Raw genomic sequence first — 18,111 nt, 5'->3', positions numbered from 1 at the left:
GCCCGCCGGCGTCGAGGACGGCGACGGCGAGCGGCGCACAGCTCGTCTCGCGTCCCTTCCGGAGCGCCGCCTCCACGATGGTCGTCGCCTGCTGCAGGGTGATCCCCGCCACGGTGGCCCTCCTCACCTCGGCTTGAGTCTTAGATCCTCGTACGGCAGCGAGTAGCCGGTGCCGGCGATGAGCCCGATGCCCGACTCCTCGACGCGCGGTCCGTGGCCGGAGAGGAACGCGGGCTCGAGGGTCGGCGCGAACATGACGCGCTCGTGCATGAGCTGCTGGATACGATGCAGGATCGTCTCGCGCTGCTTCGGGTCCAGCTCGCCGGCCTGCTCCCGGTAGAGCCCGTCGATGTCGGGGTAGCCGCCGTAGGCGCGGATGCCGCCCGTGATCACGAAAGCTTCGATCCGCGTGGCCGCGTTGCCGAGGGCGGCGCTCCCGACCCGCACGAGGTTCCGGAGCTTCTTCTCCATGTCGGCCTTGTAGAAGGCCGCCCGCTCGAGGGGCCTGAGCCTCGCGCGGATCCCCACCGCCTGGAGGTAGTTGACGACCGCCTCGGGCACGTAGACGTTGTCCGAGGACACGTCACCCGCGTCGAAGCCTTTCGGGTAGCCGGCCTCCGCGAGGAGCTGCTTCGCGCGCGCCGGATCGTACGGGTAGGGCGGCGCCGGCCAGTAGAACTCGAAGTCCCGGGGGATGATGCTCGAGCTGACCTTGGCGAAGCCGAGGTACTCGGCTTCGTTGATCGTCTTCCTGTCGATCGCGAGGTTCGCGGCGAGCCGGACGCGCCGGTCGGCCCACGGCGACTTCGGGTCCCACTGGTCCGTGAACACCACCCACTCGGTGAACGTGGGCGTGGCGGCCTTGAGCGTGAGCCCGGGCGTGCGTCGGAGCTCCTCGCCCAGGGCGCCCCGGATCGAGTAGGCGATGTCCGCCTCGCCGCGCTTGAGCATCGCCAGGCGCGTGGCCTCGTCGGGCACGGCCTTCAGAACCAGGCGCTTCACGCTCGGGCTCTTCCGCCAGTACTGGTCGAACGCCTCGAGGACGAGCTCGACGCCCGGGTTGAAGGACACGAAGCGATACGGACCGGCGCCCACGGGCGCCTTCTTGAAGCCGTCGTCGCCGACCTTCTCGACGTATTTCCTGGGCACGATCCAGCCGGAGCCCGTCGCCGGCGTCCCGTAGAAGGTCATGAAGTCCGGCCACGGCTGCTTGAGACGGAAGCGCACCCGGTGCGCGTCCACGACCTCGACCGCCGCCACGCGCGCCTTCAAGGTGCTGGCGCCGGCGCCCTTGTAGCGCTCGAACGAGAACTTCACGTCGTCGGCCGTCACGGGATCGCCGTTGTGGAACCTGACGCCCCTGCGCAGGACGAACTCGTAGGTGAGCCCGTCGCGGGCCGCGCTCCAGGACTCGGCGAGGCTCGGCGCCGCCGCGTGGCCGGGCATGGGCTTCACGAGCGCGTCGTGGAGCGCGTAGAGGATCATGAAGGGGGTGATGACGCCGGGGGTCTCGGCCGGGTCGAACCACGTGGGCGCGAGCGAGATGTGGACGGCCCACGTCATCTGTCCCTCGGGGGCGGCGGCGGCCCCGCCCGGCGCGCACAGCGCCGTCAGGAGCACGAGCGTCAGGAGCGAGCGGGCTCGAGGGCAGGGCATGACCCGCATTGTACTTCGTAGCATCATCCCTGCGTTTGCTGGAGCGCCAGGTCACGTGTGAGCCGCAATTCGCCCAGGTGGAGCGCCGCGTGCCGGATGCTCTCGACGAGCGCCTCGCGGCCCGAGAGCTCGCGCGGCACGCCCGTGCCCCACAGCTCCTGCGACGGACGGATGCGGCGCTCGAGCGCCGCCGGCGCCAGGCCGGCGAGCGCGGCGTCGAGCTCCGCCGCGAATCTCCGGATCGCGGCGACGACCTCGGCCGCGTCGCTCCCCGCGGCGGCGAACTCGCCCGCGCGGTCCCGCGTCACCTCGTGGCCGCAGCCGAAGCCGAGCGCGTAGACGCGCGTGCTCCCGACCACGTGGCTCGCGATCGCCCAGGCGCTGTTGGCGGCGCCGGTGGCCGGTCGCCAGTTGAGCTGGGCGACGGTCAGCCCGTCGAGGGCGACGACGATCTGGTCGAGGATGAAGCGCAGCTCTCGCGCGTACGTCTCGATCTCGGCCTGCATCGGTAGGCGCCCCCGCTCCGCCGTCGACAACGACCCGGCGGGGTGCAATTATCCTGGGTGAATCCGACGTCGCGCAAGCCGCCTGGGAGGGCACGATGGACTACCGCATCATTTCGGCGGACGACCACATCGACCTGCAGTGGCTGCCGAAGGACCTCTGGCAGAAGCGGGTTCCGGCCGAGTGGCGGGAGCGTGCGCCGAAGGTCGTGGACACGGCGGACGGGCCCGCCTGGGTCTGCGGGAACGAGCGCTGGGACTCCTGGGGCGGCCGCAGGGGCGCGGCCGGCGCGCAGGGCGGCCGGCGCACGGCGCTCGAGCGCGGCGGCGTCCTCGAGCCCGGCGTGCTGCGGCCGACGACGACGGCGCTCCGGCTCGCCGACATGGACCGCGACGGCATCGACGCGACCGTGATGTACGGCCCGATCGTCCCGCTGCTGGTTCCGGACCCCGAGCTGCGGCGTGTCTGCTACCGCGCCTACAACGACTGGCTGGCCGAGTTCTGCGCGACGGCGCCCGCGCGCCTCGTCGGCGCGGGCCTGGTCCCGATCGACGACGCGAAGACCGCGGCCGACGAGGTGCGCCACCTGCGGTCCATCGGCCTCAAGACCGGCATGTTCCTCGCCGCGCGCGTCGAGGTGCCCCTGTGGGACGAGGCGTGGGAGCCCTTGTGGGAGGCGGCGGCCGAGACCGGGGTGCCGCTCGGGTTCCATCTCGGGGGCGGCCTCCGGACCGTCGCCGCGAGTGGCCCGAAGGCGACTCAGGCTGGCAACATGGGCGTCCGCGTCGCGTGCTCGACCCTCCAGATGGACGAGCCGCTCGCCGGGGTGATCTTCTCCGGCGCCCTCGAGCGCCACCGCGGGCTCAAGATCGTGCTCGCCGAGACCGGCATCGGCTGGCTGCCCTACATGCTCGAGCGCCTGGACGACACGTACCGGAAGTTCGTCGATGCGCCCGAGTACTGGCGAGCCCACGGCGGGCTCCCGCTGACGATGCCGCCGAGCGCCTACTGCCGGCGGCAGGTGTGGGCCACGTTCCAGACGGACCACGCCGGGCTCAGGATGATCGACCTGATCGGCGCCGACCGGACCATGTGGGCGTCCGACTACCCGCACGCCGACAGCACTTGGCCGGAGTCGCGGAAAGCGATCGAGGAGAACTTCGCCGGCGTCGTGGAGGCGACGCGCCGCCGGATCCTCTGCGACAACGCGCGGGAGCTCTACGGGCTCTGACGGGCGGGTCAGGAGGCGCGGGGCGGGGTCTGTCAAGCCCCCGGCGGAGACCCCTACGGGCGGATGTGGTGGACCGACGGGCCGGGCTTCCGCAGCGGCGCGGTCAGGTTCGCGAACTCGCAGAGGAGCGGCCGCGTGTCGCGGGGATCGATGATCTCCTCGATCCAGAACGTCTCGGCCGAGCGGAAGGGCGAGCGCAGCTTGGTCAGGCGCTCCTCGATCTCGGCGAGCTTCGCCTTCGGGTCCGCGGCGGCGGCGAGATCAGCGCGGTAGGCCGCCTCGATCCCACCTTCGAGCGGGAGCGAGCCCCAGCGCCCGGAGGGCCACGCATAGCGCGTGCAGTAGCGGCTGCCGTTCCGGTGCGCGGCGCCGGCGACGCCGAAGACGTTCCGGACGATCACCGCGCACCAGGGCGTCGTCGTCTGCCAGATCGCCGACATCGCGCGGACGCCCTGCTTGATCGTGCCGGTCTGCTCGGCGTCCTTGCCGATGAGAAAGCCGGGGCAGTCGACCAGGTAGACGATGGGAAGGTGGAAGGTCTGCGCGATGTCCACGAAACGCTCGACCTTCTGACAGGTGTCCGCCGTCCACGCGCCGCCGTAGAAGAAGGGATCGCTCGCCATCAGCGCCACCGGCCAGCCGTCGAGGCGCGCATAGCCTGTGACGATCGCGCCGCCGTAGAGCGGGGCGACCTCGAAGAACGAGCCCTTGTCCACGACCGCGTCGACGATCGCGCGCATCTTGTAGGGCTTCCGCACGTCGTGCGGGATCGCCTCGAAGAGCCAGGGCTCGCGGCGCGCCGGATCGTCGCCGCGGGGGCCGCGCGGCGGCAGGTCGTCGATGGACGACGGCAGGTAGGAGAGGAAGCGCCGGGCGCGGGCGAAGGCCTCCTCCTCGGTGTCCACCGCGTCGTCCACCGCGCCGGCCCGGAGCTGGATCTCCCAGCCGCCGAGCTCGTTCTTCGTGAGCTTCTGGCCCAGGCGCGCGACGACCGGCGGGCCGGCGACGAAGAGCGCCGACTTGTCCTTGATCATGAGCGAGTAGTGCGCCGCGGCGAGGTGCGCCGCGCCGAGCCCGGCCACCGAGCCGAGGCCGAGCGCGACGCGCGGGACCGTGCCCATGTTGGCGACGACCCACTCCCAGCCGTCCACGGCCGGCACGTTCGCGCGCCCGGTGGTCTCGATCGTCTTGACCGAGCCGCCGCCGCCCGAGCCCTCGACGAGGCGGATCAGCGGCAGGCGAAGGTCGTGGGCCATCCGCTCGCACATGTTGTGCTTGCCCTTGATCGTCGCGTCGGCGGAGCCGCCCCGGACCGTGAAGTCGTCGCCGCCGACGACGACGGGGCGCCCGTCCACGCTCGCGCGACCGAAGACGAAGTTGGACGGCGTGAAGGCCGTGAGCTCGTTGCGCTCGTCGTAGGTCGCCCGGCCCGCGATCTTGCCGAGCTCGTGGAAGGTGCCGGCGTCCACGAGCTTGTCGATGCGCTCGCGGATCGTCAGGCGTCCGCCGTCGTGCTGACGCCGGACGCGCTCGGGGCCGCCGAGCTCCCCGGCGAGCTCCTCGCGGCGCCTCAGCTCGTCCATCTCCGATTTCCAGTCCATGCGTGCCCCGAGTATACGATGCTTCAGGGATGCGGCTCGGATGGGCCTTCGTGCTCCGCTGGACGCTCGCGACGGCCGCGGCGCTCGTCCTCGCCCAGCTCGCACTCGACGTGCTCTGGTATGTCGTGTTCGGCTGGTTCCTGGTCCCGCTGTTCCCGCTGCTCGGCGGAGTGTTCGGGGTCGCGGTCGGCACGCTCCAGTGGCTGGTCCTGCGGCGGCATTTGCCCGGGAGCGGGGCGTGGGTTCTGGCCACGACGGCGGGCTTCATCGTCGGCGGGGTACTGGCCCTCGTCGCGATGTACGCGGGCGCCGATCCGCGGCGTCCGGCCGGGTTCGCGATCTTCGCCAGCGTCACGCCGATCATCGGCCTCACGCAGTGGGCGGTCGTCCGCCGGTGGACCCCGCGCGGCGTCGTCTGGGTGCTCGCGAGCGCCGTGGGGTGGACGGCGTTCCTCGCCGTCGGCGCCTTCGGACCGGACGCGCTAGGCGTTGTAGGCGAGTTCACCCGCCCGACGCTCGACCGGATCGCCGGCTATGCGACGTCCGGCAGTGCGATCGGGCCGACGCTGGTGGGCGGCATCGCCGCCGGCGGCATCACCGGCGGGTCGCTCGTGTGGCTCCTGCGGGCGGCGCGCTAGAGGCGCGCCCGTCGGGGTCGCGTCACATCTCCGAGTAGCCGCTGCCGCGCGTCTCGACGCCGCGGCCCCGGCCGTCGGCGATCCAGCCGAACTCCTTCAGGATCTGCTGGCTGTAGGTGACGCGGCCGGTGACGCGGTCGAGCGGCTCGCTCGCGAGCAGGAGCGCCGCCCGCGCCATGAGGAGCGGCGGCTCCCCGCGCGGATCGTCCAGGCCCTTGACGAGCTTGTGGTACACGGTGCCCGGCGTCGGGACCACCTGCGACGGCGAGACGCACGTCACCGAGACGCCGTGCGGGTAGACCTCCGCCGCGAGGCCCTGAGTGAACCGCTCGAGCGCCGCCTTCTCGGCGCCGTAGCAGGTGCCGCCGCGAGCGCCGGCCGCGGGGTCGGGGTAGGGGCCACGGCCGGGGCCGATCGCCGCGCCCGACGAGATGTTCACGATCGCCCCGCGCTTGCGCGGGATCATGTCGGCGAGCACGAGCTGGGAGAGGACGAACGGCGCGTGGAAGTTCACGGCCCACGACCGGAGCCATTTGTTCAGCGGATAGTCCTTCACGGGCAGGTAATAGGTCAGCGCGGCGTTGTTGACGAGCACGTCTACCGGCCCGTAGGTGTCGCGCGCCGCGCGGACGAGCTTCTCGCAGTCGGCGGGCTCCGCGATGTTCGCGGTGACCGCGTGCGCCTCGCCACCGGCGGCGCGGATCGCCGCCACCGTCGTCTCGAGCGAGCCCGCGAGCGGGTGCTCGCCCTCGCGCAGCGTGCGCGCGGCGCAGACGACCCGCCCGCCCTCCGCCGCGAAGAGCCGCGCGACCTCGGCGCCGATGCCCCGGGAGGCGCCCGTCACCACGACGGCCTTCCCGTCGAGCCGCCCCATGCCGGATCGCCTCAGTCGAGCGTGACGAAGATGCAGTGGCGCAGCTTGCCGTCGAGCGCCTTGGAGAGGTGACCCTTGCCGGACGTGTCCTCGACGAGGAGGACCTCGCCGGCGCCGATGCGGCGCGTCTCGCCGTCGCTCGCGGTGATCTGGACGCCCGCGTCGAGGTTGATGATGTACTGCCGCCGCGGGGCCGGGTGCCAGTCGAGGTCGTAGTCCGGCTGCACCTCGCGGAAGATGATTCCGGTCGCGGGGAGCCGCTTCGACAGCCGGCCCGCGCGGGTCGTCTCCGCGAACTCGATCTCGACGTCCTGGAAGTGCGACTGGCCGCTCGCGTCGGCGTAGAGCCTGTGGATCTTCATGGGGTCTCCTTCCCGTGGCGTGGGCCGATCATAGTGAGGCGGAGGCGTCCTGGCAAGCGCGTGACGCTTAGGCGCTCGACGTCCCACGTCACCGGCGGAACGCCTATACTCTCCCGGATGACCCCCAAGCCCGCGGTGAGCCTCGTCGCGGTGGCCGGCCGGCGCCGGGCGACGCTGGAGCTCGCGCAGCGGATCGAGCGTGAGGGGTTCGCCGGCATCTACTGCCCGAGCCCGGGCGACGGCCTCGCGCTGTGCGAGGCGCTGGCGCTCTCGACCCGCGAGATCCCCCTCGGCACGAGCATCGCCCACATCTACACGCGCCACCCCCTCGAGTACGCGCAGGCCACGGCGGTGGTCCACGAGCTGTCGGGCGGCCGCTTCAGGTTCGGCATCGGCGTCAGCCACGGCCCGATCCACGAGCGGCTGGCGATCCGCGCCGGCCGTCCCCTCGAGGACGTGCGGAAGTTCGTGGCGGACCTCCGCGGGTACGAGACCCAGGTCGGCGGGCTCCCGCCGATCGTGCTGGCGACGCTCCGCCGCCGCATGGTGGAGCTGGCCGGCGAGATCGGGCAGGGGGCGGTGTGGGCCAACGGCGCGCTCTCTCACATGAAGGAATCGCTCAGCCACCTGCCGGAGCGGGCGCGGACCGACCCCGCGTTCTTCATCGGCGACATGGTACCGACCTGCGTCGACGAGGACCGTGCCGCCGCGGCGGCCGTCTTGCGGAAGGTGCTCGTGCCGTACGCGCGCCTGCCGAACTACCAGAGCTACTGGATCGAGGCGGGCTACGAGGAGGAGATGCTGGCGATCCGCCAGGCGCTCGCCGGGCGTGAGGAGGGACGCGTCCCGGATCTCATGTCGGACCGCTGGCTCCGCGACGTCACGCTGTTCGGAAGCGCGACGGAGGTCCGCGACGGCGTCGAGGCCTGGCGCGCGGCCGGCGTCAGGACCGTCATCGTAGTGCCGTCGTCCACGCGCGGCGGCCAGATGGTCGCGTTCGAGGAAGTGATCCGCGCCTTCAGCTGAGGAGAGAGCGATGGTCAAGGCCCTGTCGTTCTTCAAGCGGCGGCCGGGGATGTCGGTCGAGCGGTTTCAGGAGTACTGGCGAACGCGTCACCCCGACGTGGTGGTCAAGCTGCCGGGCATCCGGCGCTACGTCCAGTCGCACACGCTGCTCGGCGGATACAAGAAGGGTGAGCCCATCTACGACGGGATCGCCGAGATCTGGTTCGACGACACCGCCGCGATGCGCGCGCTCGCGGGCACGCCCGCGTACGCGGCCGTCCAGGCCGACGAGGCGGAGTTCATCGGGCGCGGCACGATGGGCCTGATCATCACCGAGGAGCGAGTGGTCAAGGATGGGCGTGCGCCCGTGGACGGGGTCAAGAACGTGAAGCTCGTGACGCGGAAGTCCGGGATGGCCGTGGAGGCATTCCAGCGCTACTGGCGCGAGGTCCACGGCCCGCTGGCCGCGACGATCCCCGTGATCCGGCGCTACGTGCAGAGCCACACGCGGCTCGCGGCCTACGAGCGCGGGCGCGCGCCGCAGTACGACGGCGCGGCGATCACGTGGTTCGACGACACGGATGCGATGCGTGCCTCGGCGCGCACGCCGGAGTATGCGCGCGTGCGGACCGACGAGGCGAACTTCATCACGCCCGACCCGCCCTTCATCATCACCCGCGAGCACGTGATCGTGGGCTGAGGCGCCGCGGGGCGTACCGGGGAAGAGCTACTTCGTGATACCGCAACCCGCGTGGCTTTCCACCGTTCGCATCGCGCACCGTCCGTCTGGTAGCGGCCGCCCGCTGCCCTTGATCGAATGCGCGCTAACGCGTGCTTCAGCCGCCGGCGAAGCCGGTCGGCTGGAAGCAGAAGTTAGCCAGCCACTCAGCGTTGCGCCGCGCGAGCTCACGCACGGGCCTTCAACTCACCGGGATGAAGGGAGAGGTACTCGCGCACCTCGAGCTGCATCCGGTCGATCTCGGCGAGGAACCCGGATGCCGACAGGTGGTAGTTTGTAGGATTGGTCTCCGCCTTGCGGAGATGGGTTACCTGAATCTGGAGATGGCGGATTCGCTCTAGCGTGGCGCTGAGCTCTTGGTCGTTGCTGATCATGATCCCTCCCTCCGCGTGACTTCGACGATACCCCTTCGGCCACCACCGCGCTTGACTTGCCAGAATTCTACCGCGGCCTGCTCGGTCGGCCACGCTGCCAGTCGCCGGAGCCAGAACACGCTGGCGCCGAAGTGCGCTTGCGCGGCACCGTGATCAAAAAGAAGCAGCGCCTCGCCGCGCAACTGGGACGCGTCGAAAGCATCGGCCATGACCAGGGCGATATCGACGTCGTTGGGCTCGCTCTTGCTCGTAACGAACGACCCGAAGATGACGAATCGCGCCAGGTGGCCGGTCGCTTGGGCGGCGCGGTGGACACGTGCGAGGCGGAGAGCCAGGGCCTTGCGTTGGTCGGAACCAACGCCGAAGCGGTCCAGAACCTCGCGCAGGGATCCTGGGTGTACTCCGAGCGGCAGCTCGCCGTTTTCGGTCAGCGGTGGTAGAGGCACGAATGTGCTGGTCCTTGGCGCTGGCTAACGCCCGCGGTCACCGGCCGGGAGGCGAGCAACGCGAGCCCTCGGTCCGGTGCACTGCGAAGTTAGACGACTCAGGTCAGCGACACCCATGCGGCCAGCACGAGGCCGACGCCACCGATCATCAGGTACGCGATCCGGAAGCTGTCGGCGTAGCTTATCGGCACGAGGCGCCTTGCCCACCACCGCCTCTTCACGACCTCCATGAGATAGTCGTCTCGCTCGAACAGGCGGAGGTAGGGTGGCGTCTTGTCGGGCAACGGCTCAAGCGGCCATTGCTTATCGAGGAAACGCAGTGCGTCCTCTCCATTCTTAACCAGGCGGCGCGTCCTTTCTTCGAGCCGCCAGAAGATGAACGCCGTTAGAACGAGAAGCAGGGGCAAGAGAGCCACGACCTTGGCGCCGGTCGCCATGCCTCTGACCGCAGGAAATGCGCCCAGGATCAGGCCGGAGAGGATCAGGAAGAAGTTGAAGAGCTTCATGCGCTGATCTGCGTGGAAGTCCTGGCCTCTTTTCTTTCGTCAGGCGTCATTTTCTCTGTCGGTTAACTCGAAGTAGACAGGTCTGCGTATACCGCTGCGTAAAACCGCAACGGCTGCGACCCGCTGCAATGTATCGAGTTCCCACGTGTGGTCACGAATCGGCCCTTTCCTCTTGCCGCGCCACACCTTTCAGTCGGAAAGCCGGTGCCGGGCGTGCCGGCATAGGCTGCGGGGCGCCGCCGCGTATCGCGTCGGCACGAAAGTTTAGGGCTGCGGGGGTGGAGAGGCCCGCCGTCACGGGAAGATCGAGAAGTCCACCGCCTTCTCGGTGATGAACTCGAGCAGGACGGGCACGCCCTCCCGCGTCTTCTGGATCCCGCGCTTGAGCGCGGGGACGATCTCGCCGGCCTTCTCCACGCGCTCGCCGTAGCCGCCGAAGGCGCGCGCCATGTCGGCGTAGTGGCCGCTGATGTCGGTCGAGCGGTACTTCTCGGTCGCCGTCTTCATGACCTTGAGCTCGATCGCCATGGAGAAGTTGTTGAGGAGCACGGACATGATCGGGATGCGCTCGCGCACCGCCGTCTCGAAGTCCATCCCGGTGAAGCCGATCGCGGCGTCGCCCCAGAAGTTGATGCAGAGCTTGTCGGGATGGGCGAGCTTCGCGCCCATGGCGAGCCCGAGGCCGTAGCCGAGCTGCGTCGTCTTGCCCCAGCCGATGTAGCTGAGCGGCGTGACCGGCTCCCAGAACGGCGAGAGCTGGTCGCGCGGGCTGCCGGCGTCGTGCGTGATGATCGTGTTGGCGATGTCCACCGTGTGCAGAAGGTCCCAGATCAGGCGGTAGGGCGAGATCGGCGCGCCGTCCTGCGTGAGGCGGGGCATCCACTGGGCGAGCCACTCGGTCTTGAGGTTCTTGATCTCTTGCGTGACCGCGGTCAGCCGTCCGCGCGGCTTGCCCTTCAGGCGATCGCGGACCTCCGCGACGAGCGCGTCGAGGACGAGCCCGGCGTCGCCGAGCAGCGCGTCCTCGATCGCCACGTCCTTGTTGAGGTCGGCGGCGTCGAGCGTGGCCTGGACGATCTTCTTGCCCTTCGGCATCGCGACGCCGTAGTTGGTCGTCGTGAAGCTGCAGCCGATGCCGAAGATGAGGTCGGCGTTGTTCAGGAAGTGGTGGAGCTGCTTGGAGATCGATCGCCCGCCCGAGCCGAGCGAGAGCGGGTGGGTCTCGGGGAACGCGCTCTTGCCCTGAAGACTCGTCGTCACCGGCGCCTCGAGCAGCTCGGCAAGGGCCCTGAGCTGGGGCCACGCCTTGGCGTAGTGCACGCCCTGCCCGGCGTAGATGACGGGGCGCTCGGCGGCGAGCAGCGCCGCCGCCACGCGCGCGACGTCCTTGGGATCGGCGCCCACGCGCACGCGGGGCGCGGGCTTGTAGACGAGCGGCTCGGGCACGTCCTCGCGCAGCACGTCGACGGGGAACTCGACCAGCACGGGGCGCGGGCGGCCGTTCTTCACCTGCGTGAAGGCGCGGCGCATGGCGTCGGGGGCGACGTCGGGCAGGATCACCTGCTCCGCCGACTTCGTGACGTGCTGGTAGTTGAGGAACGAGTTGAAGTTCGGCGGGACGTTCGTCATGCGCCGCGAGTAGCCGCCGGGCAGCACCAGGATCGGCACCGAGTCGCCGTAGGCCTGCGCCACGCCGCCGAACGCGTTCTCCGAGCCCGGGCCGTGCTGCATCGCGAAGACGCCGATGCGGTCGCCCGACGTGACCCGGCTCACCGCGTCGGCCATGTGGAGCCCGGTGCGCTCCTGCCGCACGATGATCGTGCGGATGTCGGCCTCGGCGGCGGCCTCGATGATGGGGTTGACGGGGTAGCCGATCAGGAACTGGACTCCCTCGCGCTTGAGGATCTCGGCGACGGCGGCGGCGACTTTCATGGAGGTCTCCTTTCGAGACCCGCCAATGCTACCATGCGTCCTCGTGGCACGACCCGACGGACACGCGGGCGACGGCTGGATCGGCCGGCCCCTCAAGCGGCGCGAGGACCATCGCCTCCTCGTGGGCGCCGGGCGCTACGTTGACGACCTCCGGCCGCGCGGGTGCCTGCACGTGGCGCTCCTCCGCTCGCCCTACGCCCACGCGCGCGTGACGAAGCTCGACGTCGAGCGCGCGCGGCGTGCGCCCGGCGTCGTGGCCGTCGCCGTCGGCGCGGAGGTGAAGCATCTCGCCCCCATGCCGGTGAACCGCCTCCTGCCCGGCGTGAAGGTGCCGCCGCACCCGATCATCGCCGACGGCCACGTGCACGCCGCGGGGACGCCCGTCGCGGCCGTCGTCGCGGAGGACGCCTACCGCGCGCGCGACGCCCTCGAGCTGATCCGCGTCGAGTACGAGCCGCTCCCCGCGCTCCCCGAGCCCGAGGGCGCCGTGGCCGCCGGTGCGCCGAAGCTCTTCCCCGAGATCGAGGGCAACCGCGCCTTCGAGCGCACCATCCGTGAGGGCGACGCCGCGGGAGCCTTCAGGACGGCGAAGCGCGTCGTTTCGCTCCGCGTCGCCCCGGCGCGTCTCTCCGCCGTGGCGATCGAGCCACGCAGCGTGCTCGCGTCGTTCGACGCCTCCACCGAGGAGCTGACGCTCTGGGTTTCCTGCCAGGCGCCCTTCCGCATCCGTGCCGAGATCGCGCGTCTCCTTGGGATGCCGGAATCGCGCGTGCGCGTGATCGCGCCCGACGTCGGCGGCGGCTTCGGCGTGAAGACCGGGCCCTACCGCGAGGAGGTGCTGCTCGCCTGGCTCGCCCGGCGGCTCGGCCGGCCGCTCGAGTGGGTCGCCACGCGGAGCGAGGACCAGATCACGACGAATCACGCGCGGGGCTCCGTCTGCGAGGGCGAGCTGGCGCTCGACGCCGAGGGGCGCATCACGGCGCTCCGCGCGCGCATCGTCTCGCCGCTCGGCACGGCGCTCGTGAACGCGGCGGTGGGCCCGCCGTGGAACCACGCGCGCCTGCTGCCGGGCGCGTACGTCGTGCCGGCGTGCGAGATCACCGTCACCGGCGCGCTCACGACGACGGCGCCCGTCGCCGCGTACCGCGGCGCGGGCCGGCCCGAGGCGACGTTCATGATCGAGCGCCTGATGGACACGGCCGCGCGGGCGTTGAACCTCGACCCGGCAGAGATCCGCCGGCGCAACTTCGTGCCCGCCGACCGCTTCCCGTACCGGACGGTGACGGGCCAGAGCTACGACTCGGGCAACTATCCCGAGGCCCTCGAGCGCGCGCTGAAGGCGTCGGACTACGCCGGCCTCCGCAAGGCGCAGGCCGAGCGGCGCAAGCGGGGCGAGATCGTCGGCGTCGGCCTCTGCTCCTACGTCGAGCCCTGCGCGCTCGGCTGGGAGAGCGGAGCCATCAAGGTCGAGCGCTCGGGGCGCGTCACCGCGATCACCGGCTCGAGCGCCCACGGTCAGGGTCACGAGACGACGTTCGCCCAGGTCGTGGCCGACCACCTCGGCGTGACGCCCGCCGAGGTCGTCGTGGTCCACGGCGACACGCGCTCGGGCCCCGAGGGCTTCGGCACGTTCGGCAGCCGCAGCGTGGCCCTCGGCGGCGGCGCCCTCGCGCGTGCGGCGGGCGACGTGCGCGAGAAAGGCCGGCGCATCGCCGCGAAGCTCCTCGAGGCCGGAGAGCCGGACGTGATCGGCGTCGCCGGCGGCTTCCAGGTTGTCGGCGTTCCGCAGCGGCGCGTGACGTGGAAGGAGGTCGCCGCCGCGGCCTACGCGGGCGGCGCGGCGCTGCCAGCGGGGGAGACGCCGGGGCTCGAGGCGAGCACCTACTTCCAGCCCGAGGGCGAGGTGTGGAGCTTCGGCTCGATCGTCTGCGCGCTCTCGATCGAGCGTGAGACGGGGCGCCTGGTCATCGAGCGCCTCGTGTGGGTGGACGACGCGGGGACCATCATCAACCCGCTCCTCGCCGAGGGCCAGCTGCACGGCTCGCTCGCGCAGGCGATCGGCCAGGCGCTCTCCGAGGCGATCGTGTACGACCGGGACGGCCAGCTCCTCAGCGGCACGCTCATGGACTACGCCGTGCCGCGCGCGGACGAGGTGCCCCACGTCGAGATCGAGAAGATGCACACGCCCTCGCCGCGGAACCCGCTCGGCGCCAAGGGCCTCGGCGAGGCCGGCTGCATCGGGATCCCGCCCGCCGTCGTCAACGCCGCGGTGGACGCGCTCGCGCCCTTCGGGGTCACCCACCTCGACATGCCGCTCACGCCGGCGCGCCTCTGGGAGGCGCTCCGCTCGGCCCCCGCGCGCAAGCGATGAGCGCGAACACCGCCGAGGTCGTGATCTGCGGCGCGGGGATCGCCGGGATCGCCGCCGCGTACCACCTGGCCGTGCGCCGCGGCGTGACGGGAGTCGTCCTCGTGGACGAGCGCCCGCCGCTCTCGCTCACGAGCGACAAGTCCACCGAGTGTTACCGGAACTGGTGGCCGGGCCCGGGCGACGCGATGGTCTCGCTGATGAACCGGAGCATCGACCTCCTCGAGGAGCTGGCCCGCGAGAGCGGTAACGTGTTCAGGATGAACCGGCGCGGCTATCTCTTCGCCACGGCCGACCCGGCGCGCGTGCCCGCACTCATGCGCCGCGCCGCGGAGGCCGAGAAGCTCGGCTCGGGCCCCGTGCGCGTGCACACGAGCGCGTCGAGCGACTATCGGCCGGCTCCCGCCGACGGCTTCGACCGGGCGCCCACGGGCGCCGACGTCATCATCGAGCCCGCGCTGATCCGCAAGCACTTCCCGTGTCTTGCCGCGGACACGGTCGCGCTCCTGCACGCGCGCCGCTGCGGGTGGTTCAGCGGCCAGCAGCTCGGCATGTACATGCTCGAGCGCGCGCGCGAGAAGGGCGTGCGGCTCGTCGAGGGGCGCGTCGAGCGCGTGGACACGACCGGCGGCCGCGTCCGCGCGGTCACGCTCGCCGCGCGCGGGGGCGCCACGACGCTCGCCACACCGCGCTTCGTCGACGCCGCGGGGCCGTTCACGAAGCACGTGGGCCGGCTGCTCGGCGTCGAGCTGCCGCTGTTCTGCGAGCGCCACGCGAAGGTCGCGTTCAACGACGTGCGCCGTGCGATGCCGCGCGAGGCGCCGATGATGATCTGGACCGACCCGGTGCGCCTGCCGTGGTCCGACGAGGAGCGCGCCGAGCTCGGGCGCTCGCCCGAGCATCGCCGGCTGCTCGACGAGTTCCCGGCGGGCGTCCACGGACGCCCCGAGGGCGCGGGGGAGAGCCCCGTCGTGCTCCTCATCTGGACCTACGAGGTCGAGCCCGTGGAGCCGACGTTCCCCATCGAGTTCGATCCCGCGTACGGCGAGATCGCGCTGCGCGGGATGTCGCGCATGATTCCGGCGCTCGCGGCGTATCTCGGGCGGCTCCCGCGCACCGTCGTGGACGGCGGCTACTACGCGAAGACGCGCGAGAACCGCTTCCTCGCCGGGCCGCTGCCCGTCGAGGGCGCGTACGTCCTCGGCGGGCTCTCGGGCTACGGGCTCATGGCGTCCAACGGCGCCGCGGACCTCCTCGCCGACCACATCGCCGAGCGCCCCCTGCCGCCGTACGCGCCGGCGTTCAGGCTCGAGCGCTACGACGATCCCGCCTATCGGAAGCTGCTCGAGGACTGGGGAGACTCCGGACAGCTCTAGCGATACGCGCTGAGCCCGGCGCGAGTGCTATGCTTGGCGCCGCGAACCCAAGGAGGCCCCCATGGATTACGGCGTCGTCATGTTCCCCACCGAGTACGCGATCGCTCCCGACGAGCTGGCCCGGGCGCTCGAGGAGCGCGGCTTCGAGTCGGTGTGGTTCCCCGAGCACACGCACATCCCCGCGAGCCGGCGGAGCCCCTGGCCGGGCGGGGGCGAGCTGCCGAGAGACTACTGGTCGTCCTACGATCCCTTCGTCGCGCTGATGGCGGCGGCCGCGGCGACCAAGCGCTTGAGACTCGGCACCGGCATCTGCCTCGTCATCGAGCGCGATCCGATCACGACGGCCAAGGAGGTCGCCACTCTCGATCGCCTCTCGGGCGGCCGCGTCCTCTTCGGCATCGGCGGCGGCTGGAACGCCGAGGAGATGGAGGACCACGGCACCGCGTGGAAGACGCGCTGGCGGCTGCTGCGCGAGCGCGTGCTCGCCATGAAGGAGATCTGGACCAAGCGCGAGGCGGAGTTCCACGGCCAGTTCGTCCGCTTCGACAAGATCTGGGCCGACCCGAAGCCGCTGCAGAAGCCACACCCACCCATCATTATCGGCGGCGACGGCGCGACCACGTTCGACCGGGTCGTGGAGTTCGGCGACGGCTGGATGCCGATCATGCGCCCGAGCCGGAACCCGATCGAGCGCATCCCCGAGCTGCGCGAGCGGCTGAAGAAGGCGGGGCGCGATCCCAAGACGGCGCCGGTCGGCATCTTCTTCGCGCCGCCCAAGCGCGAGGCGCTGGACGCGCTCGCCGGCGCGGGTGTCTCGCGCGCGATCTTCGGCCTGCCGTCCGAGCCGCGCGATGCCGTGCTGCCGCGGCTCGACGCGTACGCGAAGGTGATGCGGGGCTGACGGACCGCTACTCGGCGGCCGCCAGCCGGACGAACTGCCGCTTCAGCGCGTTGACGCGCGCGAGGTAGCCGCCGACGTCGTGGTCGCCGCACCGCTGGCCGGCGGTCAGCCGGAAGCCGCGCCGCGCGTAGGCGTCGCCCGGCTCGGCCCCGCACAGGTGGATGACGGCGGCCAGATCGTGCTTCTGCTGGAGCGTGGCGCCGGCGATCCGCCGGCGCCCCAGCGTGCTCGCGACGCTCCGATCCAGGAGCGCGGCGGTCAGCTCCACGGCGTGGCTCGGCACGACGCGACTGTAGAGCCCGTTGAACCAGCACGATTTCACGTCGTACCAGGGGCCGACCTCGGCCACCGCGTGTTCGTGGATGCAGTAGCGCTTCGCCTCACGGAACGTCGGGTCGGTGATCTGGTACATGCCGACGGCGCTCGACGCGGGCTGGTACAGCTCGAAGGGATTCCACGTCAGGCGCCACCGCCAGTACGTCCGGGCCACCGGGTTGCCGCCGCCTTCGACCTGGGCCAGCGCGGCCAGCAGCTCGGGCGTGATGACGGCGGTGGAGTGCTCGCGGAAGAGCAGCCCGTAACGTCGCCACGTCTCGGGCGGTGTCTTCGCGAGTGCGTCGCTCACCGGAAAGAACAGCTCGGTCGGCTTGCGGAGCACCTGGTACCCCCAGTTCAGAACCAGCCACACCGCGAAGATGACGACCGCCCCCACGAGGATCCGGACCGCTAGCGGCGCGGCGAGCAGCGCCCGAAGCGCTCGGCGGGCCAACCGAGAGAGCGGCTGGACGTACGCGATCCGGGCGCGACGCACGCGCGTCCTTCGGGACGTGGCTCTGGCGACGCGAGAATGTGACATGACGGCTACGCCTCCACTATCCGACGAACGGGCCCGAGCCGCCAGTCGTGCTCTAGTTGACCGTGAGCGTGACGGTGCCGATCAGGCTGTAGGTCCCGGCAGACGTCTGCTGCCAGACCTGGACCTGGACCGGCCCCGCCGACGGGCCGGGCACACCCGGCGTGAGGCTCGTGGCCGCGGTCGGGAAGGGCACGGTGAGCGTCGTGGTGCCGACGCCCGCCGACAGACCGCTCGCGGTGGGGAAGGGCACGGTGAGCGTCGTGGTGCCGGCGAGGTTGGTGGCGCGGGCTTGGGCAAGTATGGCGCCACTGCGGGTGAAGTTCACCACCGGCAGGCCGAAGCCGAGATTCACGAACCCCTCGCCCATGATGGTGAAGGTCGCCGGCGGGGCCACGAGGTCGATCGAGTTGGGGTTGATGGAGCTGACACCGGGGACGGGCCGGGTGTCGATGACGGTGAGCCCGACGCTACCGATCAGGCTGAAGGTCGCGCTCGCCGTCTGCACCAAGACCTGAACCTGGACCGCACCCACCGACAGACCGGGCAGATTGGGCGTGAGGCTCGTGGCCGCGGTCGGGAAGGGCACGGTGAGCGTCTTGGTGCCCGCGAGGTTGGTGGCGCGGGCCTGGGCGAGCAGGGTGCTACCGCCCCGAGCTTCGACAGGCGATCGACCGCCTGTGGCAGCGGATTCTTGCGGAGGATCACTGACGACGCTGCAAGACGCCGAGCGCATCGGCGAGTC

The 18,111-nt window shown here is 71.2% G+C and carries 18 protein-coding genes; 8 read left to right on the top strand and 10 right to left on the bottom strand.

All coding sequences use genetic code 11. The annotated features are described in order from the left end of the window. Nucleotides 1-123: 123 nt before the first annotated feature. Together VKG64_12810 and VKG64_12805 are read right to left on the bottom strand one after the other, a co-directional pair. Entirely contained in the window at nt 124-1,656 is a 1,533-nt protein-coding gene (locus VKG64_12810; GenBank protein HKB25922.1) for an ABC transporter substrate-binding protein, read from the bottom strand. A gap of 23 nt (nt 1,657-1,679) precedes the next feature. After that, nucleotides 1,680-2,162, bottom strand: coding sequence for a DinB family protein (locus VKG64_12805; protein ID HKB25921.1), 483 nt, complete (start codon nt 2,160-2,162; stop codon nt 1,680-1,682). Between the two features lie 95 nt (nt 2,163-2,257). On the opposite strand from VKG64_12805, the gene VKG64_12800 reads away from it, so the two are divergent. Beyond that, nucleotides 2,258-3,391, top strand: coding sequence for an amidohydrolase family protein (locus VKG64_12800; protein ID HKB25920.1), 1,134 nt, complete (start codon nt 2,258-2,260; stop codon nt 3,389-3,391). 53 nt (nt 3,392-3,444) lie between these two features. On the opposite strand, the gene VKG64_12795 is transcribed toward VKG64_12800, so the two are convergent. Further along, nucleotides 3,445-4,992 (bottom strand): carboxyl transferase domain-containing protein, encoded by a 1,548-nt coding sequence (locus VKG64_12795; GenBank protein ID HKB25919.1) that lies wholly within the window; start codon nt 4,990-4,992, stop codon nt 3,445-3,447. Between the two features lie 29 nt (nt 4,993-5,021). Between VKG64_12795 and VKG64_12790 the strand changes: the two genes are divergently transcribed. Continuing rightward, nucleotides 5,022-5,630 (top strand): hypothetical protein, encoded by a 609-nt coding sequence (locus VKG64_12790; protein HKB25918.1) that lies wholly within the window; start codon nt 5,022-5,024, stop codon nt 5,628-5,630. 22 nt (nt 5,631-5,652) lie between these two features. On the opposite strand, the gene VKG64_12785 is transcribed toward VKG64_12790, so the two are convergent. Together VKG64_12785 and VKG64_12780 are read right to left on the bottom strand one after the other, a co-directional pair. Continuing rightward, nucleotides 5,653-6,504 (bottom strand): SDR family NAD(P)-dependent oxidoreductase, encoded by an 852-nt coding sequence (locus tag VKG64_12785; GenBank protein HKB25917.1) that lies wholly within the window; start codon nt 6,502-6,504, stop codon nt 5,653-5,655. Nucleotides 6,505-6,515: 11 nt separating this feature from the next. Next, nucleotides 6,516-6,866, bottom strand: a complete 351-nt coding sequence (locus tag VKG64_12780) for a hypothetical protein (GenBank protein ID HKB25916.1) — start codon at nt 6,864-6,866, stop codon at nt 6,516-6,518. Between the two features lie 117 nt (nt 6,867-6,983). On the opposite strand from VKG64_12780, the gene VKG64_12775 reads away from it, so the two are divergent. Both VKG64_12775 and VKG64_12770 read left to right on the top strand, forming a co-directional pair. Beyond that, complete coding sequence (locus VKG64_12775) at nt 6,984-7,892, top strand: LLM class flavin-dependent oxidoreductase (GenBank protein HKB25915.1); 909 nt, start codon at nt 6,984-6,986, stop codon at nt 7,890-7,892. Between the two features lie 10 nt (nt 7,893-7,902). Next, complete coding sequence (locus VKG64_12770) at nt 7,903-8,571, top strand: EthD domain-containing protein (protein HKB25914.1); 669 nt, start codon at nt 7,903-7,905, stop codon at nt 8,569-8,571. A 206-nt stretch (nt 8,572-8,777) separates the two neighbouring features. On the opposite strand, the gene VKG64_12765 is transcribed toward VKG64_12770, so the two are convergent. Then, entirely contained in the window at nt 8,778-8,984 is a 207-nt protein-coding gene (locus VKG64_12765; GenBank protein ID HKB25913.1) for a hypothetical protein, read from the bottom strand. A 149-nt stretch (nt 8,985-9,133) separates the two neighbouring features. Between VKG64_12765 and VKG64_12760 the strand changes: the two genes are divergently transcribed. Beyond that, entirely contained in the window at nt 9,134-9,424 is a 291-nt protein-coding gene (locus VKG64_12760) for a hypothetical protein (protein ID HKB25912.1), read from the top strand. Nucleotides 9,425-9,528: 104 nt separating this feature from the next. On the opposite strand, the gene VKG64_12755 is transcribed toward VKG64_12760, so the two are convergent. Continuing rightward, on the bottom strand, nt 9,529-9,936 hold the full coding sequence (locus tag VKG64_12755; protein HKB25911.1) for a hypothetical protein: 408 nt from the start codon (nt 9,934-9,936) through the stop codon (nt 9,529-9,531). A 294-nt stretch (nt 9,937-10,230) separates the two neighbouring features. Continuing rightward, the gene (locus VKG64_12750) at nt 10,231-11,868 is read right to left on the bottom strand and encodes a thiamine pyrophosphate-requiring protein (GenBank protein HKB25910.1); all 1,638 of its coding nucleotides are present in this window, start codon (nt 11,866-11,868) and stop codon (nt 10,231-10,233) included. Between the two features lie 43 nt (nt 11,869-11,911). On the opposite strand from VKG64_12750, the gene VKG64_12745 reads away from it, so the two are divergent. The 3 genes from VKG64_12745 (at nt 11,912) to VKG64_12735 (ending at nt 16,513) form a co-directional block, all read left to right on the top strand. After that, the gene (locus VKG64_12745) at nt 11,912-14,239 is read left to right on the top strand and encodes a xanthine dehydrogenase family protein molybdopterin-binding subunit (protein ID HKB25909.1); all 2,328 of its coding nucleotides are present in this window, start codon (nt 11,912-11,914) and stop codon (nt 14,237-14,239) included. Continuing rightward, nucleotides 14,236-15,612 carry an FAD-dependent oxidoreductase gene (locus VKG64_12740; GenBank protein ID HKB25908.1) on the top strand — a complete coding sequence of 459 codons (1,377 nt, stop codon included), beginning with the start codon at nt 14,236-14,238 and terminating at the stop codon, nt 15,610-15,612. The genes VKG64_12745 and VKG64_12740 overlap by 4 nt, the downstream gene beginning before the upstream one ends. A 61-nt stretch (nt 15,613-15,673) precedes the next feature. Then, nucleotides 15,674-16,513, top strand: coding sequence for an LLM class F420-dependent oxidoreductase (locus tag VKG64_12735; GenBank protein ID HKB25907.1), 840 nt, complete (start codon nt 15,674-15,676; stop codon nt 16,511-16,513). Between the two features lie 7 nt (nt 16,514-16,520). On the opposite strand, the gene VKG64_12730 is transcribed toward VKG64_12735, so the two are convergent. Then, the gene (locus tag VKG64_12730) at nt 16,521-17,324 is read right to left on the bottom strand and encodes a lytic transglycosylase domain-containing protein (GenBank protein HKB25906.1); all 804 of its coding nucleotides are present in this window, start codon (nt 17,322-17,324) and stop codon (nt 16,521-16,523) included. 97 nt (nt 17,325-17,421) lie between these two features. After that, the coding region (locus VKG64_12725) for a hypothetical protein (protein HKB25905.1) at nt 17,422-18,111 on the bottom strand (690 nt) is incomplete at its 5' end.

The sequence above is a fragment of the Candidatus Methylomirabilota bacterium genome, assembly GCA_035260325.1.
Taxonomy (GTDB): Bacteria; Methylomirabilota; Methylomirabilia; order Rokubacteriales; family CSP1-6; genus AR19.
Note: the sequence above shows the minus strand (reverse complement) of the source record. Positions and strands in the feature narration are given on the sequence as shown.